The following is a 23,880-nucleotide window of genomic DNA, read 5'->3' on the forward strand; positions in this document are numbered from 1 at the left end:
ATAAAAGAGACCCGTACCATCAATAGGAAGCAGATAAAGATCTTTCAACTTGCCACATTCGAATGCATAAGCTTGCAGAGCACCATTGCGCTGAACGACAGAAAACAATTCTTTAAACGGCGTCTTCAACCCGAGTGGATTAACCGGGTCAACAACCTCTCTCATTCTGGTATCGGAGGGAACTTTGCCATCTTTTACGTGATAGAGCTTTTCAAGATTATGACAGCAGATTTCATCAAGCCGCTCTTCATCAAACCCTAATAGTGAATCGAACTTTTGATGCATCATCGCAAAAGCAGATTTCAGAAAGTTAGGAAAGGGTATCACGCATTTATTTGGACGATGATCTGGAATGCTGTCGAAGCATTCTGATACCTTTTTTATCAAGTAAGAAGCACTGAATTGCCTGACATTTTTCTGAATAGCCGTACCCATGACTGACTCGACGACAATGATTGAGTAATATGCAATTTTAGTCGAAGAATTGTGCGGGCATGATTTTTTTACCTCTTCTGTATCTCTCGTGGCTGTAGTGCTTCAGGATTCATCGGGAATTACTGCTCTCGTTGAATCATATCCACGTGGCTTCTCTTTTTGCTGATTACTGCGCATCCATATACTGGGCAAACAGATCCACGACCTCTTTTACAATAGGCATTAATAAGGTTTCCGGTTTTACCAGGCATTGACTCTGCCAATAGACATCATAGGGAAATTCCAGTTTCACCAGCTCTCCGGATTGAAATTCATTCAGGAATAAGGACTCTGGTCCGGCCGTCACATAATCGGAATTCATGACAATGTATTTTGCCATGGTGTAACTTTCGCAAATGATGTCCGGCTCTAATTCGGCATTTTCCAGATACACCATGACCTGTCCGCCCAGGCTGGCGGGTATGTTGGGCGTAATGATTTTGTAGTTCGATATTGCCTGTAAATCTACGACCTGCCTGGCAACTGCGTCATGACCTTGTCGCACGGCCACCACCAGTTTTTCTGAGGTTTTCAGTGGGGCGACAATATCATCCGGAACATCAGAATCAACAAAGGGGCCAACCGCCAGATCAATCTTGCTTTTTTTCAGCTGATCCAGCAGTACATCAGCCGACATCGTGACGACAGAAATTTTAAACTGATAATCTCTCTCAGCAAAATCAAGCAATACTTTGGCTAACAGCTGCTGTTCGATAATGGGGCCAACCCCCACTCTTACCGTACCGCCCACCATATCCGACATAAGCTCCAGCTGACGTTCAATCACTTGCAACTGAGCTCTGAGACCATTGCCTTCTTTAATCAGGAATTTGGCAGCTTCTGTGGGCACCATGCCCACGCTATCCCGATTAAACAGTTCGACACCGACTTTCTTTTCAAGGCGGCTGATTTTTTTGCTCAGGGTCGGCTGTGAAACACTTAATATCTCGGCGGCTTTGTTGATACTGCCTACTTCAGTAACCACTTTGATCATGTGAATATCAGATATGTCGATCACGTCATTAGCGCCCTGAACATGAGTATTGCTCGTTTCAGGCATATTATATGTGTTCCTGTGAAATATACAGTGGTCAGTTGTTTAACCCGGATATTCCATCACTGAACTTTTATCAACAGCTGATGTCCGACTGTTCAGAAAATGTGTTTACGAGTATAACTGTGCCAGTTTTGATGCAGAGGAACGGCAAGTGGCATAGGGCCGCTTGCCAACCTTGATAGTCAATATATATGCCATACCGAATACACACTAATTACTCTTATGGGGAATATGACTCATGGTCCATTCCGATACAGCAGTAATGCTCAGTGACGGATTCACCCCCGGGTTGGCAGAAATGGCAGAACCATCACAGACATACATATTCTCGTAGCCGAAGACCTGGCCTTTATTATTGATAACGCCGGTATATCGATTCTCGCCCATCACGCAGCCCCCGAGAATATGTGCCGTGGTTGGTGTTCCCAGTAGTGCTTCCGGGGATGAAGATGAGGCTTTACCTTCTGTAATTTTTTCCACTTTGCTGGTGAGTGCCTGGGACTCTTCGATGGTACAAGAGGGGGCTGCCCCTATTCCTGTGGTACTGCTGATGATGCCGCCGGTTCCCCGTTGAAAGGATAACGTGCTATTCAACTGTTGCATAAAGAGCAAATAGATGGTCTTTTTTCCCCAATCAGGAGTCAGCAGTACTCGCAGGTTTTTGATGGGCTCAACGGCCATGGTTTTTGCCAGTGAAAAGCATCTGTTCAGGAAATTCTTGCCCGTTACTCTTGGAACATTCAGCAGCTTCATAAAGCCGGCTCGCCTGTTTTGACTGATGGGCTCCAAATGGCTGTTGTCATCCGTATGCAGGATAGAACCAATGGTGACACCCCGGGCGAAATCGACGTCTTTTTTAAACGAAGTCACCGCCGTAACGGTCTCATTGTTGGTGCGAATATGGTCACCCAACACCTCGGATAAATTGGTCAGGGACTTTTTATGCTTAAGATTCAGTAACAGCTTAACCGTGCCCAGCACGCCACCGGAGAAAACCACACCATTGGCCGTGACACGTTGCTTTTTTCTGCTGGATAACATGCGTGAAGATGTAAAGGTAATCTCGTAGCCTGACTTGCCATTGGTTTTATTCAAAGGGCGTACGTCTACTACTTCCTGTTCGGAGATGATATCCGCCCCTGATTTTTGCGCCAGGTACAAATAGTTTTTGTCTAAAGTGTTTTTGGCATTGTGTCTGCAACCGGTCATGCAGGATGCGCACTCAATACAGGGCTTGCGATCAGGCCCTTCACCGTCGAAGTAAGGGTCTGGAACAAAGTCACTTTTATCCTGCCGGTCTGAAAAAAAGACACCGACCCTGGCATTGTGGAAATCTTTCTCTTTACCAATATCTTTGGCAAGATCCTGAATGACCTGATCAGCGTCGGTCAGATTGGGATTGGGAGCGGCCCCAAGCATACGCAGGGCTTCATCGTAATGGGGTTTAAGTACCTGTTGCCAGTCTTCTAACTTCGCCCAGGTGCCAGTGCTAAAGAATTTATCCTTTGGGGTAGGAAGCGTAGCACCATAAACTAATGAACCGCCGCCTACACCAACACCAGAATACACCGTCACATGCTTGAGAATGGTTAACTTCATGATGCCACGGAAGCCAATGCTAGGAACCCAAAGCCATTTGGTAAGATTCCAAGAACCTTTCGCGTAGTCATGGTCCTTAAACCATTTTCCTTTTTCTATAACCAGGACCTTGTAGCCCTTTTGACTAAGGCGTAAGGCACTGACCGAACCGCCAAAGCCGCTACCGACAATGACGTAGTCATAGTGCATGTCGTTTATTGTTATTGTCGACATCATATTTCTCAATTTTTTAATGATTGATTATCGCTTTAACACCTTAAACTTAAACCAGAGTGATTTGACCAGCATGTTGTACATGGCGTTGTTCCAGGGTGGAGCCACCATTTTGGTCACATTAATCCGGCCTTTGCGCACAATGGTTTTCGCTTTACTGAAGTTCACGAAGCCCTCTCTGCCGTGGTAATGGCCCATGCCGGAGGGGCCGATCCCACCAAATGGTGCATCGTCTACCGCTACATGGCTCAGCGTATCGTTGACACACACACCGCCAGAATGGGTTTGACTTAATATGGTTTCGGCACGCTTTTTATCGTAATCGAAATAGTAGAGTGCAAGCGGCCGATCACGATCATGAACATACTTAAGCGCTTCTTCAATTCGGTGATAAGTTTTCACCGGAATCAGCGGACCAAAAATCTCTTCCTGTTCAATAAGCATGGTGTCGTTGGTATTCAGCACCAGGGTCATAGGCATTTTACGAGTGCCTTCGAAACTTTCATTGGCAGGGTTGATTTCAACAATGGTCGCGCCTTTTTCTTTCGCATCGTCCAGATAGCTCTTTAGCCGGATCAGCTGACGATCGTTGATAATGGCCGTGTAGTCTTTGTTATCACGCAGGGTCGGGTAGGCCTGGCTCATGGATTTGATAAAGGCATTGACGAAAGCATCCAGTTTGTTTTCCGGGCAGAAGATATAGTCCGGGGACACGCAAATCTGCCCAGCATTCATACCTTTACCAAAGGCTAATCGATCAGCAGCCTCTTCTATAGGGAATGACTCATGAATAATGGCCGGTGACTTGCCCCCCAGTTCCAGGGTCACCGGTGTCAAGTGTTCCGAGGCGGCTTTCATAACGATCTTGCCCACGGATGTAGCACCGGTAAATACCAGATGGTCAAAGGGTAATTTAGTGAACTCCGTGCTTACATCCAGTTCACCGGTGACTACAGTGACATCGTCTTCTGAGAAATAGCGGCCAATCAACGTCTGCACTAAATCCGCTGTTCCGGGTGCAAATTCCGACATTTTGATCATGGCCCGGTTACCTGCCGCCAATGCCGATACCAAGGGCGATAAACCTAAAAACACCGGGAAATTCCAGGGCACAACAATGCCTATAACCCCCATAGGCTGATACATCACATGAACGCTGGCAGGTGCCAGATTAAGAGGTGTTTTTCGACGCTCGGTTTTCATCCATTTTTTGATGCGGGATTTGCTGTACTCAATGGCATCCAGCAATGGAAATATTTCTGTCAGTATGGTTTCGGACTCTGCACGATTGCTAAAGTCCTCGTTAATGGCTGCCACGATTTCATCGGTATGGTTAATAATTAATGTTTTTAACGCATTTAACTTTTCTATTCGCGTCCTGGCACTGGGCATGGGCTGGTTTAAAAAGGCAGCCTTTTGCCGGGTTAACAAATGACTCAAGTGCTGATATTCATGAATTTGCCCGGGGATTTGCATAGAACTCATAGTCGCTACCTGCCATTTTGTTATCGAACCAGTCGAAAACCAGGGTATTTTTTTATGGCTTCAAGCATATAAAAATCCACAGTTAACGGATAATTAATACTTTAAGTAGGGGTTGCTAACAAAAGGCATAGCATGAAGAAGAGACTTTCTTTTGTGTTCTTTGTGCCTTTGTTGGTCAAACACAGAACAGTAACCACCTGAATAGATGGCTGGTACATGGTTGCATGTGTAATTGATGGCTTCCTTCTATCAATGACTCCCTGGCTCCGTTCGTCCTGAGCGCCCTTCGGCTCGGCTCAGGATGCACGGACGAAGGGCGTAAGCACCATGCCCTGAATAAAGACTGTGCCAATCACCCTTCGACTCCGCTCAGGGTGAACGGAGATTTTACACATCAAACTCATTGAAATGGACGGAGATTGTACACATCAAACTCATTGAAATGGTGTGCAAGAGTCTAATGCAACACCATTACGAAAGGGCAGACTTAAACGTATAGACACCCAGCGTCTTTTCAAACTCTGCCCGGGACGTTGCATCACATTCCCCAAGATTCACATTGGCCAGGATGCCATATTTAGGGTCTTGTTTGACATCCACTGTGACAGGCACGGTTGGTAGCTCTTTCATGGCCAGGGCAATGACGCATTTTTCAATTTCCTGCATTTCAAGTTGAGGCTTAAATACCTTGCCAATGGCGGTTAGCGGCAGCTCTTTGACCCTGTGGACAGCCTTTGGAATAGCGGCTTTTTCCTGGATTTCTCTATTGGCAAAGTCTAATAGCTCTTTATCTGAAACCTGACTGTTATCTGCGATTTGCACATAGCAAACCGGTACTTCACCTGCATGGGCATCTGGCCGACCAACAGCTGCTGCCAGGGTGACGTCGGGGTGTTTGCACATGGTTTCTTCAATCAGTTTTGGTTCAATATTATGGCCACCCCGAACAATCAGCTCTTTTTTACGACCGGTCAGCCAGAAGTAACCGTCGGAATCCTGTCGTGCCAGGTCACCGGAATTAAGCCATGTGTCACCATTGTCGTCAGTGACCCACAGGCCCTCATTCTGATGTTCCAATTGATAACCTAACGATAAATTAGGCCCTCTCATGATCAGTGCGCCAATTTCATCGGTATCGCAAATACGTACTATTTTATTGTCTTTCAGTTCAGCACAAACCATTTGTTGATAGGGGATGCGTATACCGATAGAGCCGATCTTTTTCTTGCCGTGCAATAAATTCAAACTGGATGCGCATGTGGCCTCTGTTAATCCATAGCCTTCCAGAATTTCAACCCCGGTAGCCTCCTGAAATGAACGGGCCACTTCTACGGGTAACGGTGCAGCGCCACAGATGGCTGCGTCTAATGACGATAAGTCTTTACCCTTCGTTGGGTAGTTCATCAGGGTCGAGTATACCGTGGGCACACCACTGAATGCCGATACTTTAAAGTGTGCAATGATATCCCAGAAATTCGGAAAAACATCTTCGCCACGGTAGCCCTGTGGCGTGCAGATAACGATAGATGCCCCGATCATCAGCGGTACCAGTCCGGTGACCAGGGCACCATTGACGTGGAACAGGGGTAAGCCCCCCAGTATGGATTTATCCGATGTCAGAGTGCTTTGACTCATCATTTGCAATGAGCGGGCATTAAACAGTTCATTAGCGTGTGTGCGACGTGCAATCTTTGGCAAACCGGTTGTTCCGCCGGTACAAAACAGGGATGAAATGGTGTCTTTGGTGAACTGTCGATCAAACATTAATTGATCGGCATTTTGTTTTTTGATGCTTTGCGTAAAGTTGTAATAGGTTTTACCGGCAGGCATGGTAATGGATTTACGCATCCTTCTCTGAATCATTCTGGCGATCGGCCCCGTCAATCCCTGTACATAGTGTGCGATATCTACACCGATCACATGTTCGACACTGGTCAACTGCGGAATAATGGGTTCCAGCTTGGGCCATAAATCAATGTTTTTCATTGGATTCATGGTAACTACAGCTTTCGTATTGACAGAATTGATCAGATCTTTAATTTGTTCTGATTCTAATAATGGGTTGATGGCCAATACCTGACAGCAAGCCTCACCACCCCAGATGATGTAATGGGTTTCCGGCAGATTGGGCATGATAAATGCCACAACATCATCCGGGCCCAGGCCAATGGAATGGAAAAAGTTGGCGGTCTGATTGATATGAGCAATCAATGATCCATAGGTGATGGTATGGGCTGAAGCGTATTCACTGCCCTTTAAAAAAAAGGATAAGGCGGTTTTGCCGGGGCGCAAATGGGCGCTGGTCATAATAGCTTCGTAAGTGCTTTCAAACTGACTCAGGCTTTCATAGGGAAAATCTTTTTCCAGCTGCTCTAAATCTTGTAACGATGTTATTTTTATTGGTTCCATTATCTACCGCCTCAGATTGTCACTGCGATTTTTACTGCATAGTGCTGATTTGCGCTAGGAGGCTGACCGAGAATAGCGCCCGTAGCGAGGATGGCAGAAAATTGAGGATAAAAAGTCGGACATTTTTAGTGAATAGTGGTTCTATTTGCTAAAAATTTCCGACTTTTTAGACCAATTTGCTGCCACCGCAGTAGGGCAGTCTATTCTCGGTCAGCCTCCTAGAGAAATATGCTAATGGAATGGGCGGGTTAGCTTAAATGAAAAGGTTTGGGTGCCATTGGCAAGAAATCGAATAGGTGCCTGCTATTGTTTTTTATGGATTTCTTGTATCTCCCGGTGATCAGCAATGCCCGATGAATCCTGGATCCCAACTGCCGCATAGCATACAGAGGAGGCAATAAAAACTCACCCGCACAATTTATCGACTATGATTGATTTTTAATAAATCATCGTCGTCGGATCAATGATGTATACAAATGCAGCCGCCTCAGGTGCTACTCCTGCAGCAGCCACATCATCACATGTTGATCATGGCAATGCAGAGAGTCAACGCTACATCCCGCAGTGTGGAATAGCTTCTTACTTTTCAGAAACTGCATCATTGGAAGAGCGTGTTGCCATTGAGGTAATAACGGTTACCCCAACTGAATTGAGGCTGCTGATTCAACAACAGAATTTTTCTAATGGTGTTCATTACCGGCTCGAGGGTGACTTTAGCCTTGACTTTTGCCCGGCGGCCCTGCCCAGGCACCTCACTGTGACGGGCGACTTAAACCTTTCATTATGTGAAGGTCTGAGGGCTCTGTCCGGAAATCTCACCGTGGATGGGAGTCTTATTCTTAACGGTCTCATCGAGCTGGAGACCCTGCCCGAGAAACTCTCCGTTGGGCGCGACCTTTCTCTTTTCCGTTGTGAGGCGCTGTTGGAGCTGTCAGAGCACCTCTACGTGGGGAGAAACCTTTATCTCAACGGTTGCCGTGGCCTGAGGAGGCTACCCGATGACCTCCACGTGGGGGAAAACATTAATCTTGCGTATTGTGAAGGCCTGAGGCGACTGCCCGAGCAGAAACTCAACGTGGGGGGGCAAATTATACTTAACCGTTGCACCAGCCTGTCAGCCCTGCCTAACTACATTACCGCGATGGGACGAACTTCATCGGGTATGATCCGTCTTGTCCTAATGGAGAATACCGGGTTGTCAGATGAGATCATTGACCGCCTGCGCAGAGCGCGCCACGAAGGTATGCATTTTTCTATTTCCAGAAGGGCAAGGCAGCCTGAGCAGAAGTTTTCAAGTATGGAACAAGGCCTGGCTTTTTGGGGAGAGTTGTCTGCAACCGATGCTGCAACACCGGAGCTTGTCCTCAGACCTGCCCAGACTGATCACTTTATTGAATTTCTGCAGCGACTGACAGCCACCGCAGATTACCAGAACATGGCTACTCGTCCTGTTCTGGCCCAACGGGTGATGGCGGTCATGTCATTACTGGCTGGTAATGAGCGGGTTCGGGATGACGCCCTGTATCGTATTGCAGATGCGGCCACTTCCTGTGATGACCGGGTAATCCTGGCCCTGGATGACCTGGAAACATTGCAGTTACGGACTTCTGCGGAAACCCTGGCGGTTGAAAAGCATGACCCCACTGAATTGAAGGCGTTGGCTCGGCAAATGATGATTCTGGATAAGGTCAAGGCAATCGCCAGATCACATATGCAAACACAAACCTGGGTGGATGAGATTGAGGTTGAGCTGGCGTTCCGGATTGAGTTAGGCAAGTTCTTCAAGATTCCCGGATCAACTCAAAATATGTTATTCCGTGATTGTGCTTGTGTTAACGATGAGGACATTGCAAAAGCTCGCGCCAACATTGAAGAAACCTGTACGGACGCAGCGCTTGAGGCCTTTCTCGCCCAATGGGAACCCTGGCAGAAATTTCAGCGCCCGCTGGCAGTGCCGCCCTTTGACCAACTGAATCCAAGATATGTAGACAGTATTGATGACTGCTCTTTATTTGGTGGAAAAACCGATAAAATGGTTGGGCTGGGTAATGCCCATGTTGATTACGACAGCCTTGTCAGGAGTTATCTGATCAATGGTGAGAACCCGTTCAACCGAACCCCTCTGGACTGGTCGGAAATTGAAAGGCTCGAGGAAGTTCCCACCCCTGCAAAAAATGAAGACTGAACAGACTTAAACGTATAACTGTCCAGTACCTTTTCGAATTGAGTTTTGGGGCTTTGTGCAGTTAACGGTGAATACGGGTGCCTGTCGTCCGGTTCATCACATCCAGTGCATGGTATAAATCACCGATATTACCAACACCTCCGGTCTTCTCGGCAAAGGCACAGCAGGCATCCACTTTCGGTCCCATGGATCCGGCAGCGAAGGCATAGCCTCTCATTTCGGCGACAGTAACATCAGTCAATGGTCGTTCACTTGGCTTGCCCCAGTCGACACACACATGAGCGCCGTCGGTCAGAATAAGTAGCTCGGCAGCCCCGATTTCCTGAGCCAGCATGGGCGCTGTGGCATCCTTGTCGATAACGGCCTCAAAACCTTCAATGTCTGGGCCATTTTTTACCACTGGGGCACCACCGCCGCCACCACAGATAACAATATGGTTGCGATCCAGAAGGCACTTGATGGCATCCGTTTCCATGACTTTGACCGGAGCCGGTGAAGGAACGACACGACGCCAGTAAGCACCATCAGAATAGGCTTATCCATAAAAGCCCTCGTTATGATTTATTGAGGTTGAATGAGAAAAAATGGCAGCCCGGAGCCGGGCCACCAAAACGGTTGATTAGAATCGGCTGAGGAAGGTTTCGATACGATCCTGATGGAAAGCCAGTGTTTCTTCAGTTGGCACTTCAATATGCTTATGAGTCAGGTAAACCAGCAGGGCCATCTGGGCGGTCAGTCGGTTTTCTGCTTCGTCAAAGATCACGGAACGTGGTCCATCCATGACTTCCCTGGTGCACTCGCGCTGGTCATTGGCAGGCAGGCAGTGCATGAACATGGCATTTTCACCGGCCTTGGCCATCATCTCTTCAGTCACTACATAGTTGGGAATGAAGGTAGCCAGACGCTCTTCTTTTTCAGCTTCCTGGCCGAACCAGTAGAAGCTGTCAGCAACAATAATGTCACAGTCTTCTACTTCGTTGGTGTCGTCAGTCACGGTGAGGCGACCACCGTAGGTTTCGCAGTTTTCTTTGGCAATATCCTGCCACAGCTGAGGAGCCTGATACTTTTTAGGGCCAATGTGTTTGAAGTGCATGCCAAATTTGGTGCAGCAGAACATCAGGTCGGAGCAGACGTTAGTGGCATCACCAACGAAGGCAACGGTCAGATCGTCCATTTTCTTGCCTTCAGGCAGGTGTTCCATCATGGTGAACAGGTCGGCCATCATCTGGGTTGGGTGCAGCCAGTCACAGAGACCATTGATAACAGGAACAGTGGCGTGTTCAGCCAGGCCGGCAACCGTTTTATGGTCATTCACACGGGCCAGGATGACGTCACACATACGGGAAAGTACACGACCAGTGTCTGCCAGACTCTCTTTTGCTCCCAGGTGGATATCTTTTGGAGACAGGAACAACCCATGTCCGCCAAGGATGGTGGCCGCAGTTTCAAAGGAAACACGGGTACGGGTGGATGGCTGCTCAAAAATCATGGCAACCGACTTACCTTTGAACAGTTGCGGAACGGCATTGGCCTTACGGGCTTCTTTAAGCAGGCTCATCAATTCCAGAATGCCTTCCAGGTCTTTACGGGTGTAATCCTGAGTTTTCAGGAAGTGCTTCAGTTCTGGCTTGTGCAGGTTGGTAGCGCTGGAAGATGGCAGTTTCATGGTAATACTCCTGGTCTTTATGTAATGCACGCCCGGTTTACCCAGAGCAGTGCATCCGTCTTTTCCTGGAACTGATGGTGTCTCCATCAGCAGGTCTTGGAAACTGAAGCTTAGGAGCACTATTGTCGTCTGTGTTCTTGTCGTTGAGCACACTATAAAATCCCGATATTTATCATGTTTATAAAGCTGAAAATAAATCGATGTTTGACTGATCCCGCATTCAGAAAGCTGGCTGATCCCGGTAACTGACTGCCGGATTGAATAATAAGCGGCCAACAGCTGCCATAGAGGGGAAACAATAATGTCCAATGAAGCAACGGGGAAAATGGGGCTGCCCAGCCTGACCCTGTTCAGTGTCTGCGCTGTACTGGTGGTTGACGGGCTGACGGCCAGTGCGTCAATCGGTCCATCATCGATCGTCTGGTGGCAAATCCTGATCTGTATTGGCCTGACCTGGCTGACTATCTGGATCTGTAATATCTCTGTGGATGCCGGTGTCTGGGTAACCAACCTAGGAGGCTGACCGAGAATAGACTGCCCTACTGCGGTGGCAGCAAATTGGTCTAAAAAGTCGGAAATTTTTAGCAAATAGAACCAATATTCACTAAAAATTTCCGACTTTTTATCCTCAATTTTCTGCCATCCTCGCTACGGGCGCTATTCTCGGTCAGCCTCCTAGGGGCACTGTTCAAGGTTACTGTTATTGTGGTTCTGGGTGTCGGCGGCTTCTGGTATGCCAGCCAGAACGGCGTTGCCAATGAATTTACCCTGAGCACAATGATGCCCTCTTTTGATTCAGGCCTTGGTTTCCTGCCGGTCATTATCTTTAATCTGATGGGCTTTGAGCTGATTGCCTGCATGGGCTCGGAAATCAAAAACCCACGCCGGGATATTCCCAAATCCATTCTGATTTCCGCCGCCATTGTCACCGGACTTTATGTCTTCGGAACCCTTGGCATTTTGCTGGCATTACCAGTAGAAGAGATTGGTCTGGTTGCCGGTATTGTCTCCACTTTGAGAACGCTGTTTGGTGACGGTGCTTTTGGCCAGTTCATGGTATACGGTATTGGTTCTCTGGCGCTGCTGACGTTCATTGCCAATATGACCGACGATGGGTGCCAGCCGTGCCGCCATGGAAGCTGCGCAGGCGGGTGAACTGCCGGAATTTGTCGCTAAAGAGCATCCGGTGCACAAAACCCCGGTGGGTGCGAACATGATTACCGGCATGGTATCTACCGTGGTTATCCTGCTCTATGGCCTGACTACCGGTGAAAGTGACGAGCTGTTCTGGTCAATCTTTGCCTTCTCGTCCTGCATCTTCCTGCTGCCTTATCTGTTTATGTTCCCGGCGTTCTTCAAACTGCGTGTCAGCGACCCTGACAGAGAACGCCCTTACAAGGTGCCCGGAAGCATAGCCGTTCAGGCCGTACTCAGCACCATCTGCTTCCTGTTTATTGTTCAGGCCGTTGTTCTCTTTGTCTTCCCGGACATCGGCAATGGCAATGTTGACTGGAATTACTCACTGCCTGTCGCCCTGGGTATCGCCATCACGATTGGTATTGGTGAATGGATACTGGCCACAGCAGCCAAACGCATGCAAGTGGCCACCGCCGAGCAATCCAATGTTTAATGACCCAATTGTTGTAACAATAAAGCCGTAAGGAAAAGACAAATGAGCAAGTCCCGGGAAAGTACTCCAAAACACGATGGTTTTCGCATGCCTGGTGAGCACGAGCCCCATGCAGAAATGTGGATGGCATGGCCAGAGCGGACAGATAACTGGCGTTACGGTGGTAAGCCAGCACAGCAGGTGTTCGCCAATGTTGCCAAAGCCATTGCCGAAGTGACACCTGTGACCATGGCAGTGTCTGCCGCACAGTACGACAACGCTCGTAGAATGCTGCCAGAGCATATTCGTGTGGTGGAAATGGCCACCAACGATTCATGGATGCGTGATATTGGCCCAAGTTATGTGGTGAATGATCAAGGTGAACGTCGTGGGGTGGACTGGGAATTCAACGCCTGGGGTGGCCTGGTTGACGGGCTGTATTTCCCATGGGATCGGGATGACCAGGTGGCCCGGAAAATCTGTGAGATCAACCGTGATGACCATTACCGTGCACCATTAATTCTTGAAGGTGGTTCCATTCATGTCGATGGTGAAGGCACCCTGTTTACCACCGAAGAGTGTCTGCTCCATGAAAGCCGTAATCCTAATCTGAGCAAGGCTGAGATTGAAGGGATTCTTGGTGACTACCTGAACATCGAGAAAGTGATCTGGATTCCACGGGGTCTATATAACGACGAAACCAACGGACATGTGGATAACCTGATTCATGTGGTGCGTCCGAGTGAAGTGATTCTTTCCTGGTGCAGCGATGAGAACGATCCCCAGTATGAGATCTCTCAGGAAGCCTTCCGGGTACTGTCCGAAGCAACAGACGCCCGTGGTCGTCAGCTGAAGATTCATAAGATGCATATCCCCGGCCCACTCTACATTCAGGAAGATGAGGCGGGTGGTATTGATATCTGTGAAGGCATGGAGCGCAGCGCCGGTGAGCGTCTGGCCGGTTCCTACGCTAACTTCCTGATTACCAATAGGCGGATCATTCTGCCACTGCTGGATCCTGCATACGACGAAGAGGCAAAAGCATTACTGGAAGATATCTATCCCGGCTATGAAGTGGTGGGTGTCGATGCCAGAGAGATACTGCTTGGCGGCGGTAACATTCACTGTATTACCCAGCAGGTGCCTGCGGTGTAAGCCAGTTATCGGGCCAGACGGATCTGGCCCACTGTGTTCAATAAAAAAATGATTCAATAAAAACATAACCAGCATGGTGATCCATGAATATTCACCGACGCCTGACTCGCAAAGATATTACCCTGTTCACTCTCAGTGCCGTTCTGACGATTGACGGTCTGGCAGCAGCAGCGTCGATCGGGGTTCAATCCCTGACCTGGTGGTTGATTGCCTTCCTCTTTTTTATTTTCCCTATGATCTGTTGCACACCTCATCTACAATACTCGGCCTTTTGCTAGTGATAGGCGTCGGTGAATGGATGCGCAGTAAACGTCAGATAAGTGAGGAGAAGTTAAGTGGATGTCTTGCCAGTTGAGAAGGTGGCCAGTGATAAGGCTGGCACCCCAAAGGGCAGGCGCTTGCAGGCCAGAAGCCTGGAGCGACGCCGGAAAATACTGAGTGTTGCCCGGGATATGATTACCACAGCAAGCCGACAAAGTGTACGCCATGTCTCACCAGGAATTTGGCAATATCACCCCGGCAATGGCCATGGAAGGCTGGAGAGCTGCACGGGCATCTTGCTTTGTATTTACCGGAAAAGCTTCAGCAAAAACTTCACGGGTATTAGCGCTTTTCTGATCCACCCTGTGATGCTTTACCACGGAAAAAATCAGCGAGCACCTCTCGTGTTTCCACCAAGGGAGATGTATTCCTCAAATCCGCTGCAATGATGGGTGACAGCAGCTGCCCGGTATCTTTATCGAAGTAATCTCCTCTTTCGATATCCATCGATAAACGAGGTTTGTTGCTGACATGTTGACTCTTATGCTCATCGATATACTGCACAATATCTCTCAGAAAGTGCAGGGTCATGACGGTGCGCGGAATCAACGCTGACTCTGCCCAGTGACTGAATTTCAGTTGCGAATCGGTATCCGCCCCCCACTGGTCAAAGCGGTTCATCAGTTGGCTTTCCTCACTTGAAAAACCATGGCTGAGTAACTGACGGAAAATAACTTGATAGTTTTTCTGCCATTTCCGGGGATGCGTTGCCAGCTCAAACGCTATAACTGACAGATCATCATAGTTCAGTGAATGAATGTTCCTTAGCCGGTCGTCCAGGGATTCCCAGTAGGGATCCAGGCGATACGCGAAGAGGCTGTGTTGCCGCCTGGCAAACGACACCATCAAGTGACTGACCCTGTCCATGATTCCGGTATTACCAGTCGGTAATGCGTCAAGCCATATATCCCTGGCCAGACGGAAGAAGACCGGATAATCCAGATATACGCCTGGCTTGAGTAGCAGAAAATCGGGAGGCGGATTTTTGATCAGGTTCTGAATCTCCCGGGGAAACTCACCGAAATAGTGTTGAAATTCCTCTTGAGAAAGATCCTCACAGTCCTTTGGATCAAAATGTTCAAAAATACTGGGAAAATCAGGGTGAATGCGCGGGTGGGCACGGGGGTAATCAGAACGATATAAACGACAGACATCAGTAGCAGACTTGAAGTCACACAAGAACTGTCTGGAATACATGCCAACCGTCAAAACCGGCCAGCCATAGCGGACATAGGCAGCCGACTCCTTCAGGGACTCTGGCCACTGGCTGACAATCCGGGACACTGCTTGCAGGTCTGGCCAGACCGAGTAGAGATGCAGGTTTATTTCACTTTTCACACATTCATGTATTGACTGGGCGAGCGTCACGACTTCTCTGGCTATGGAGGCTTTCGCCTTGAAGCTGGGAGTGTCGGAGATCACCTTGAGAATATGGTCCTTCAGATGTGTGATTGCCCGTTCATGCAGCCCCTTTTCTGCGTCTGAAATATCCCGTTCTGTGTCTGAAATATCCAGCTCGGAAAACTCCCGCATCTGCAGGTCCTCGGGCTCCGGTAAGTCAATAGCTGTGCTTCTGGAATCAAAGGTTGCCGATGGCAGGCAGGAAGCCTCCTGATCTGCCGAAAGCAGTACAGGATCGAGCGCACCTCCGACAACAGGGTAAGAGTCGGATGGTAGTGATGAGAAAGGATTAGCCATGAAAACTCCTGATAAGCGTAAAAACAACAGTTGCCTACTTGATCAAATGAATAATGGGCTTTTGGACTCATTCCCATTGCTCCCCGAAGGAATGCATACATGAATCATGTATAACTCTTGTTAAACTCTCATGAATCCTAGTACATGGTTTCAATGAGTTTGACGGGTTGTCGTGCCTCCGCACTCCGTTCGTCCTGAGCTTGTCGAAGGACCCATAGGGCCTAAAGGCGGAAACTCCGGACTCTGATAGATCGTGCCTAGCACCCTTCGACTCCGCTCAGGGTGAACGGAGATCGTACACGTCAAACTCATTGAAACCATGTACTAGGAGGCTTTGCCTCTGAAAAAATCAGTGAGCACCCCCCGTGTTTCCTCCAGAGGAAATGAATTACTCAGATCCGTTGCAGTGATGGGCGACAACAGCTGCCCGGTACCTTTTTCGAAGTATTCTCCGTACTCGATACTCTGCGAAGAAAAAGCCATGCCTCGTAAACACCTGGCCTTGTGCTCATCAATATATTGAGCAATATCTTTCAGAAAGTGCAGGGTCCTGGCGGTATCCGGAATCAACTCTGACTCTGCCCAACGACTGACTTTCAGTTGCGAAACGGGATCTGCTCCCCAATCGTCAAAGTGATTCATCAGCCTGCTTTCCTGACTTGAAAAAACATGGCTGAGCAACTGCCGGAAAATGTGTTTATAGTTTTCCTGCCATTTCCTGGGATGCGTCACCAGATGAAATGCCAGGGCTGACAAATCTTCATAGTTCAGCGAGTGAGCATACATTAATCGGACATCCAGTGAGTCACGGTAGCGCTCCAGGTAAAGATCAGATGAGCTGTGTAGCCAATAGGTAGACGACACCATCAAATGACTGACCCTGTCCATGGTTCCGGTATTACCAGAAGATAATGCGTCAAGCCAGATATCACTGACCAGGCGGAAGAAGACCGAAAAATTCAGATACATGCCTCTCTTGATTGACTTGGCATCGGCAGGATAGTTTTTAACCAGGTCCTGGATTTGCCGGGAATACTCGCCGTAGAGCTTTTGAAGTTTCTCTTGGGAATATTTCTCAATATCTTTTAGATCGGCAACTTCAATACGAAAAGGAATATCATCGCGAATGCGCCAGGTAACACCCGGGCAACAATCTCCATACGAGAAAGCGACATTGCTGTCAGCAGAATTGAAGTTACACAACAACTCTCTGGTATTCACGCCAACCGTCAAAACCGGCCAGTAATAGCGGATATAGGTTGCCGACTCCTGCAGGGACTCTGGCCACTGGCTGACTAATTCGGCCACTGTTTGTTTGTCTGGCCACGCCGATGAGTAATGCTTGTGAATTTCGCTCACCACACCTTTATGTATTGACTTGGCGAACTCCATGACCTCTCTGGCCATAGAGACTTTAGCCTTGATGCCGGGAGTGTCGGTGATCGCCTGAGTAACGGGAGCAAATGTGGTGGTGATATCCACACGTTTGTCGGCAAGCACCTTAAGAATCTGATCCATCCGCGGTGTAATTGCCCGGTCATGCAGCTCTTTTTCTGCGCCTGAAATATCCCGCTCAGAATACCCCAGTATCTGCAGTTGATAGCGCTCAGACAAGGCAATAGCGGTACTCCGGGAATCGAAGGTTGACGCTGTAGCCGACGGAGGGCAGGAGGCACCCTGATCTGCCGAAAGCAGTGTTTCGGGAGAGCTGCCGACAACAGGGGGCAGGGCGGGTGGTAGTGATGGAAAGGGATTAGCCATGAAAACTCCTGATTAAAGGTGAACACCCCAGTTGTTAGCATGATTAAAAAGAGACGGGCTTTTGACAGACGGGTCAGAAGTAAGTTCCCAAATTCAAGAGATGCATATTCTTGCGACTTTGGTGCAAGAGGATGACAATACTTCGATACCAGCTCCTCATGCATGAACTCCTATGACAGACGTCGTAAGCAAACAGCGCAAAGTATCCCGCAAGACTCAGGCCAGAAGTCTTGAGCGGAGAAGTACCATTCTCATGGTTGCCCGGGAACTGTTGGAAGAGAACGCCATTAATGAACTTTCACTGTACCAGGTAGCGGAAAAAGCCGGGATGCCTCCATCTTCTGTCTATCACTTTTTCCCCAAGGTAGACGCAATACTGGAAGCATTACTGGAAGACATTTTTACCGATTTTGAAGCGATTCTGGATCAGCCCCTTGATGAGAGTGCAATTCATCACTGGACAGATATCATGCGACAACTCCAGGTCAGGTATGTGAGCTACTACCGACAGCACAAATACGTTCGGGACCTGATTCTTGGGCAGTACACGCCCGGCTCCCTGCTGCATGCTGACTACCAGCATGATGATGTGCTGGGTTGTCGAATCCGGAAATGTCACGAAGCACATTACCAGCTGCCACCCCTGCCAGCCGGGTTCAATATTTTTGCCATTGCGCTGCAAATAGCGGACAAGGTTTATTCAATATCCCATCAGGAACATGGCAATATTACGGATGTTATGGCCCGTGAGGGGGGCAATGCTGCGCTGGCTTATTTGGGGGAGTATATCCCAAGGCAACTTATACCAATTCCGCCTTCTAAATATGAGATCGAGCAAGTCATTTTGGACAGCTGGGCAAGGCGGAATGACGAGTAATAGCAGGGCTATTGCGAGGAATTCCAACGAAGATCCAGCTGTTCAAAATGGCTGCGCAGTTCATATTTAGAAGGTGGAATTGGTATTATTAACCCGGATATTTCATAAACGTGCTCCCGATCTCGCTTGTCCTTTGCCGCTCTAAGGGAGTTTTGCTCAGTCGACCGTACTCCCCGGTACGGCGCTCCTTCACAAAATCCCTTAGAGCAACAAAGTCCTTCGCGATATTCGGGGCAGTTTATGAAATATCCGGGTTAACAGACAACCACCGTTGTCTGTCCAGGCTTGAGCTGCTCCATCAGGGGGATCGGAGGTTGTGCGTCAGTGAATAGTGTATCAATGTCGGCAATATGGCCCAGCCGGATCATGGCAATTCGATCTTTTTCCGCGCTCAGGTGATGTTTCCGTTCACCGTACCGGGTGTTTTCAATACTGCTGTTGGGCAGACCGGCCCCGCCATGATGGCGGGAAATTTTGCCTTGATGGTCAAGCTCATTAAGATCCCGGCGAATGGTCTGGGGCGTTACGTTAAAATGTTGCACCAGAGCTTCAGTGGTCACAAAGCCTTCCTGCCTGAGCAGGGTGATGATCATTTCATGGCGTCGGCTCTGTGGGATCTGTTGCTGTTTATGCACAAGCTTTGTCGTTTTGTGAACATCCATAAGTATTGAATTCTCAGGCTAATGACTGTGCCATGAGGGTCAACGGGTGCATCACTTTATGAGCGGTGTTCATTTCTATCTGCATCTTGCAGGACTCGCAGTCGGTGACCACATAATCTACATTAAGCGCTTCGATCTGATCAAAGACACCCTGACCAATGTTCTGAGAGGTTTGATAGTTCTCTTTTTTAAAACCGTAGGTACCCGACATTCCGCAGCACTTCTGGTCCAGCATTATCACCTCCAGCCCGGGAATACTGTTTAACAATTCCATGGTGTGAATCACGCCACCCTGTTTGATCAGGTGGCAGGGGCTGTGATAGCCAACCCTCAGGTTAACAGGCTTCATGTCCGGCTTATTGCCTTTGGCAAACTCCCTGGTAATAAAAGCGGCGGCAAACAGAATACGCTGTCTGATGGCGTGGTTATCCACATGAAGCACTTCCGGGTATTCGTCCCGAAGTGTCATGGCACAGCTGGGCTCTGTTGCCAGTACACATTCACTGTCCGCTAATGAGTCGGCAAACTGCCCCATGTTCAGTTTGGCATTTTTGCGGGCCTTATCGAAGAAGCCATTGGCTATCAGCGGGACACCACAGCACTTTTCTTTATTTAACAGCGTGACACCAATATTCATGGCATTCAGTACCGCTACCAGGTGTTTGCCCACGGTTGGGTCATTGTAGTTAGTGAAACAACCGTGGAAGAAACTGACTTGACGATCGAAGCGGGTCTGTTGTGCTTTCTGCTGCTTAAACCAGCGACGGAACGTTTGATGGGTGTATTTTGGCAATGTCTGTCGTTGATCAATTCCCAGTACTTTATCCAGCAGTTTTTTAACGGGTTTCAGCTGAGTGGCGATATTGACGACAGGAGCCGTGGAGGCAGAAAGTGACCCCATCAAGTCGGTATGGCTGAGAATAAATTCCCGGGGGCCTTTTTTGAAACCACCGTGTCGGGCTTTTGCCAGTTGAATAACTGTTCCCACCTGTACACCCGACGGACAGACAACTTCACAACGTTTGCAGTTGGTGCAGTGTTTCAAGGCTTCATCGTACAGTGCCGGGTTTTTGATGCGTAAACGTTCCCCGTCGGGGCCGGCCTGTTTGGGGCCCGGGTAGTCCGGGTTTACTTCAGCGACCGGGCAGCGGGTTGTGCAGACGGTGCATTTAATGCAGCTGTCAAAGCTGGTATCAATGGTGTTCAGCATGTTTCTTCCGCCTGAGGTATCGTTGCAATAATCCTGTTGGCAGCAAACCAGCCGGTACTGATGGCTACCCCACCCGAACTGGCTTCCTGGACCGGATTGAAACCATTGAGCACCGCACCTGCGCAGTAAAGATTATGGATTTTCTGACCGTTTCGGTACGGGTTTAACTGTTCACTGGTGTGAATACCGAAATGGCTGAAATTATGCGGCTTTCCATCCATAAAACGATGATCTGACCACTGAACTCTACTGTCCGGGGCATCAACATCAAGGCCAAAAACCGGCTCGGACAGATGATGGCGGTCACTGGCCAGCCCCTGGCTGAAAAAGCTGCCGGTTGCCAGAATAAAGTGGCTGGCGGATATGGGCATATCGGGGTTCAGTCTGGTCTTTACCGAGCACAGCCGGTTTTCTGCAAAGCAACCACAAAGCACCTGGTCACCTTCCAGGAACATACCGCCCAACTGCCGGAATCGCTGCTTCAGGGCAGAGGCCATGCGCATTCCGGGGAGTGATGGCGGCAAGGTCGCGACTTCACAAATACGCAGGCCGGTCAGTGTTTCAAGTTGACGGATCAGGTCATTACCACCTTCTACAGCGAGGACGGAGGGTATAACCACCAGATCAGCATTACCGGCTGCCTTCTGTAAAGCAGACGACAATATGTTTATACCATTAGGCTGGCTGAACAGATCACGCTTAAGGGTTCGGGCTAACTCCAGCGAGCGCAGCTCATAGGCATTTCTGGTATTAATGTTCAGGGTTGCCGTTTTGATATCCGCCAGTATGAACTCTGCCTCAGAGAATCCGGGATGTTGCTTCATACCTGCGGCCATCAGTGCCGACTGAAAGTCACGAAAGCCGGCAATATTGATGATGGCAACACGACGTATGCCTTCTGCAGGAGCCAGCAACGGCAGGCTGCCAGCACCTTCCTGGCTTAACCAGGCTGGGCGAATAGCTCCCAGTGCTGTCAGACGACCATGATTCTGCTGGCCAGAATTGCTCAATTGGATGCCAGCTGCTGCCATTTGCTCGGTAAAAAATGTCAATCCCTGCTGTAAAAATGCTGCTCCCACTTTCTGGTAGGGATGGATGGAAGGCAGTTGACGGATGGCTGCAAATGGATATTCCACGAAAGAATTATCTTGTTCAATTCCGAACACATCGATGGCACCGGAAGCAAAGGCCAGGGCACTCTCTCCAGCACTGACCACAACGGTTTTCAAGCCCGCTTCTGCGCAGCGGATTGCGCCGGTTAAACCCGCAAGGCCTCCGCCAATCACAATAACGTCGTAGTTCATGGGGCTACCTCTTCCTTTGACTCTTCCCTGGAGAGCACAGCAGCTTCGCCAGGATTGACACTGTGGGAATTTACCGGTGCCGCGTCATTAGGTTCCAGCTGGCTGTAGCCCAGAAGGTTGTTGTACAGCCAGTAGCTCAAATCGGCTTCGTGCATCGCATCACCCCACAGCACCGGCCTGACGCCCTTCCAGCGTTCCTGCATAAACTCACCCACGCTGCTCAGCGCTTGTTCACCGTTATCGTCGTGGGTTATTTCGCTGACAATACCGGCCGCTCGACAGGCACACATTTTTCCCTGGCAAGGCCCCATGCCAATGCGGGTCCGACGACGAAGGTCAACCAGATCTCTGGCATTAAGGTTATGGACGGCGTATTCGATTTCACCGCGAGTGACCATTTCGCACTCACAGATAACCGCATTCTGCTTTTTGTCGTTGGCAAGGAACTTTGCCGCTCTTTCTCCATGGCGGTACTTTGCTGAGCCTGATACCGGGATAGAAACCTGGGGAGCGTAAATATCGCTGTGTTTGCCATTAGCTCCGGGCAGTGGTCGTATAGCCGTGACACAGGGTTTGCTGTTGCCCAGGTTTTTTGCCACCGCATCCGTGGCCATTTCCGCCATCAGCCGGTAGGTCATCAGCTTTCCGCCGGTAATGGTAATAAGACCCGGCAAGGCATCCGTTTCACCGTGGTCAAGCAAGACGATCCCCCGGCTGATATTTCGACCCGATGGGTCATCTCCCAGAGAGACCAGCGGGCGAACACCGCAATAGGCACGAAGTACACGGGTCCTGGCCATGATCGGACAGAGTTTCTCACCCTCAGCTAACAGAACGTCAACCTCATCGGGGTTGACCCGGATATTCTCGATGTCACTGTATGGGATTTTCTCCGAGGTGGTACCAATAAGCGAGATGGTGTCCCCGGGAACCAGAATGTCGGCATCGGAGGGTTTGCGGCAGCGGTTGATCACCATACCATTAATGCGGTAATCAACAATCAATAACGAGCCTTTGGCCGGGAACATATGAATGGCAAGGTCTGCGTATTCAATAATCTGCTGCCCCCAGATACCGGCAGCATTCACCACCTGCTGAGCATGGATATCCACTTTTTCACCGGTTTTCAGACTGATGCAGTGTACCCCCCGTACCCGGCCATTGTTGATGATCAGGCCAACGACTTTGGTATAGCTCATAAGGCGACCGCCGTATTCTTCTGCATCAAGGATGTTGGCCGCAGTTAAACGAAAAGGGTCAACGGTACCGTCTGGAACACGGACTGCACCCAGCAGTTTGGGATTCACATTTGGCTCAATGCGCAGAGCATCTGCAGGTGTTAATGCCTCGGCCTGTATACCCGCAGATGTACAGGCGGTAATGAATGTTTCCTGAAAGGAGAGTTCGTCCTCAGGCAGGGTGATGAACAGCCCACCGGTCTCTTCAATACAGTGGCTGGCCACTTTCCTCAGAATCTGGTTTTCACGGATGCATTCAATGGCAGAGTGAGGATCGGTCACTGCGTAGCGGGCACCGGAATGGAGCAGACCGTGGTTACGCCCGGTAGTACCGTTGGCGATATCATCCTTTTCCACCAGGATGGCACGCATTCCCCGTTGAGCACAGTCGCGAAGAACGCCCGCTCCGGTGGCACCCCCACCGATGATGACAACGTCGGTCTCTATCTGCCTCATTGAATTTGCTCTTGGATGTTCGTTTATGTTCGCAATGAGCACTATAAATAAACGGCTCTATTCAGAAAATGACACAAATCAACAGAAAGGCACGAGTTGTCATCCGGTCATAAAAAAATCGCTGCCCGAAAAAGACAGGCCGCTTGTGCTTTTGCGGGAAGCGGGTAGCGGCCTTAACTAGTACATCATTTCAATGAGTTTGATGTGTACAATCTCCGCTCAGGACGAACGGAGCTTGGGAGTCATTGATAGAAGGAACCCATCAATTACATTGAAACCATGTACTAGGTCAGATGCGGAACTTATTGCGGAATAATTTCTTAGTGGTTAATTGAAGCTCATGATGCGCATGTTAAGAATTGTGTTCTGTTAGTTGTTTTTGTGAGTATTTCCCGAAGCTGGCTGTCTTTTTTGGCAATTGCTTGATTCATATCAATCTTAAGGGTTGATAATGTTTGTTTTTATTTGCAATATTTTGTCGACAAGAGGGCATTTGTTGAG

19 protein-coding genes and 1 pseudogene are annotated in these 23,880 nt (G+C 49.1%); 7 read left to right on the forward strand and 13 right to left on the reverse strand.

Features of this window, described 5'->3' with window-relative positions; all coding sequences use genetic code 11:
* The 5 genes from ACO6VE_RS09355 to ACO6VE_RS09375 form a co-directional block, all read right to left on the reverse strand.
* The coding region (locus ACO6VE_RS09355; RefSeq protein ID WP_422460972.1) for a hypothetical protein at positions 1 to 435 on the reverse strand (435 nt) is incomplete at its 3' end.
* Positions 436 to 601: 166 nt separating this feature from the next.
* The gene (locus ACO6VE_RS09360) at positions 602 to 1,534 is read right to left on the reverse strand and encodes a LysR family transcriptional regulator (RefSeq protein ID WP_422460973.1); all 933 of its coding nucleotides are present in this window, start codon (positions 1,532 to 1,534) and stop codon (positions 602 to 604) included.
* Between the two features lie 207 nt (positions 1,535 to 1,741).
* Entirely contained in the window at positions 1,742 to 3,346 is a 1,605-nt protein-coding gene (locus ACO6VE_RS09365; RefSeq protein WP_422460975.1) for a GMC oxidoreductase, read from the reverse strand.
* Between the two features lie 24 nt (positions 3,347 to 3,370).
* Positions 3,371 to 4,828, reverse strand: coding sequence for a coniferyl aldehyde dehydrogenase (locus ACO6VE_RS09370; RefSeq protein WP_422460977.1), 1,458 nt, complete (start codon positions 4,826 to 4,828; stop codon positions 3,371 to 3,373).
* A gap of 471 nt (positions 4,829 to 5,299) precedes the next feature.
* The gene (locus ACO6VE_RS09375) at positions 5,300 to 7,237 is read right to left on the reverse strand and encodes an acyl-CoA synthetase (protein ID WP_422460979.1); all 1,938 of its coding nucleotides are present in this window, start codon (positions 7,235 to 7,237) and stop codon (positions 5,300 to 5,302) included.
* A 463-nt stretch (positions 7,238 to 7,700) separates the two neighbouring features.
* On the opposite strand from ACO6VE_RS09375, the gene ACO6VE_RS09380 reads away from it, so the two are divergent.
* The gene (locus ACO6VE_RS09380) at positions 7,701 to 9,422 is read left to right on the forward strand and encodes an NEL-type E3 ubiquitin ligase domain-containing protein (RefSeq protein WP_422460981.1); all 1,722 of its coding nucleotides are present in this window, start codon (positions 7,701 to 7,703) and stop codon (positions 9,420 to 9,422) included.
* Between the two features lie 61 nt (positions 9,423 to 9,483).
* Here the strand turns inward: ACO6VE_RS09380 and ACO6VE_RS09385 are convergent.
* Together ACO6VE_RS09385 and ptcA are read right to left on the reverse strand one after the other, a co-directional pair.
* A pseudogene (locus ACO6VE_RS09385) lies at positions 9,484 to 9,909 on the reverse strand (carbamate kinase); the annotation flags it as partial.
* 132 nt (positions 9,910 to 10,041) lie between these two features.
* On the reverse strand, positions 10,042 to 11,088 hold the full coding sequence (gene ptcA / locus ACO6VE_RS09390) for a putrescine carbamoyltransferase (RefSeq protein WP_422460983.1): 1,047 nt from the start codon (positions 11,086 to 11,088) through the stop codon (positions 10,042 to 10,044).
* Positions 11,089 to 11,389: 301 nt separating this feature from the next.
* On the opposite strand from ptcA, the gene ACO6VE_RS09395 reads away from it, so the two are divergent.
* The 5 genes from ACO6VE_RS09395 (at position 11,390) to ACO6VE_RS09415 (ending at position 14,130) form a co-directional block, all read left to right on the forward strand.
* Positions 11,390 to 11,611, forward strand: a complete 222-nt coding sequence (locus tag ACO6VE_RS09395; RefSeq protein ID WP_422449635.1) for a hypothetical protein — start codon at positions 11,390 to 11,392, stop codon at positions 11,609 to 11,611.
* A 182-nt stretch (positions 11,612 to 11,793) separates the two neighbouring features.
* Positions 11,794 to 12,243: an amino acid permease gene (locus ACO6VE_RS09400; protein ID WP_422460985.1), complete on the forward strand. Its 450-nt coding sequence runs from the start codon at positions 11,794 to 11,796 to the stop codon at positions 12,241 to 12,243.
* Positions 12,221 to 12,718, forward strand: coding sequence for an amino acid permease (locus tag ACO6VE_RS09405; protein WP_422460987.1), 498 nt, complete (start codon positions 12,221 to 12,223; stop codon positions 12,716 to 12,718). Before ACO6VE_RS09400 ends, ACO6VE_RS09405 begins: the two co-directional genes overlap by 23 nt.
* A gap of 42 nt (positions 12,719 to 12,760) precedes the next feature.
* The gene (gene aguA, locus ACO6VE_RS09410; RefSeq protein WP_422449637.1) at positions 12,761 to 13,852 is read left to right on the forward strand and encodes an agmatine deiminase; all 1,092 of its coding nucleotides are present in this window, start codon (positions 12,761 to 12,763) and stop codon (positions 13,850 to 13,852) included.
* Between the two features lie 83 nt (positions 13,853 to 13,935).
* The gene (locus tag ACO6VE_RS09415; RefSeq protein WP_422449638.1) at positions 13,936 to 14,130 is read left to right on the forward strand and encodes a hypothetical protein; all 195 of its coding nucleotides are present in this window, start codon (positions 13,936 to 13,938) and stop codon (positions 14,128 to 14,130) included.
* Positions 14,131 to 14,455: 325 nt separating this feature from the next.
* Here the strand turns inward: ACO6VE_RS09415 and ACO6VE_RS09420 are convergent, their stop codons facing one another.
* On the reverse strand, positions 14,456 to 15,871 hold the full coding sequence (locus tag ACO6VE_RS09420; RefSeq protein WP_422449639.1) for a hypothetical protein: 1,416 nt from the start codon (positions 15,869 to 15,871) through the stop codon (positions 14,456 to 14,458).
* A 324-nt stretch (positions 15,872 to 16,195) separates the two neighbouring features.
* Entirely contained in the window at positions 16,196 to 17,632 is a 1,437-nt protein-coding gene (locus tag ACO6VE_RS09425) for a hypothetical protein (protein WP_422460989.1), read from the reverse strand.
* 172 nt (positions 17,633 to 17,804) lie between these two features.
* On the opposite strand from ACO6VE_RS09425, the gene ACO6VE_RS09430 reads away from it, so the two are divergent.
* Positions 17,805 to 18,509, forward strand: coding sequence for a TetR/AcrR family transcriptional regulator (locus ACO6VE_RS09430; protein WP_422449641.1), 705 nt, complete (start codon positions 17,805 to 17,807; stop codon positions 18,507 to 18,509).
* A 254-nt stretch (positions 18,510 to 18,763) separates the two neighbouring features.
* On the opposite strand, the gene ACO6VE_RS09435 is transcribed toward ACO6VE_RS09430, so the two are convergent.
* From ACO6VE_RS09435 to glpA, 4 genes are read right to left on the reverse strand one after another with little or no spacing between them, the layout of a single operon-like run.
* The gene (locus ACO6VE_RS09435) at positions 18,764 to 19,171 is read right to left on the reverse strand and encodes a DeoR family transcriptional regulator (protein WP_422449642.1); all 408 of its coding nucleotides are present in this window, start codon (positions 19,169 to 19,171) and stop codon (positions 18,764 to 18,766) included.
* 13 nt (positions 19,172 to 19,184) lie between these two features.
* The gene (gene glpC / locus ACO6VE_RS09440) at positions 19,185 to 20,381 is read right to left on the reverse strand and encodes an anaerobic glycerol-3-phosphate dehydrogenase subunit GlpC (protein ID WP_422449643.1); all 1,197 of its coding nucleotides are present in this window, start codon (positions 20,379 to 20,381) and stop codon (positions 19,185 to 19,187) included.
* Positions 20,375 to 21,685 carry a glycerol-3-phosphate dehydrogenase subunit GlpB gene (gene glpB, locus ACO6VE_RS09445; protein ID WP_422460991.1) on the reverse strand — a complete coding sequence of 437 codons (1,311 nt, stop codon included), beginning with the start codon at positions 21,683 to 21,685 and terminating at the stop codon, positions 20,375 to 20,377. Before glpB ends, glpC begins: the two co-directional genes overlap by 7 nt.
* Positions 21,682 to 23,379 carry an anaerobic glycerol-3-phosphate dehydrogenase subunit A gene (gene glpA, locus ACO6VE_RS09450; RefSeq protein ID WP_422449645.1) on the reverse strand — a complete coding sequence of 566 codons (1,698 nt, stop codon included), beginning with the start codon at positions 23,377 to 23,379 and terminating at the stop codon, positions 21,682 to 21,684. Before glpA ends, glpB begins: the two co-directional genes overlap by 4 nt.
* Between the last annotated feature and the right edge of the window lie 501 nt (positions 23,380 to 23,880).

The organism is Endozoicomonas sp. ALB115 (assembly GCF_049310245.1).
Taxonomy (GTDB): domain Bacteria; phylum Pseudomonadota; class Gammaproteobacteria; order Pseudomonadales; family Endozoicomonadaceae; genus Endozoicomonas.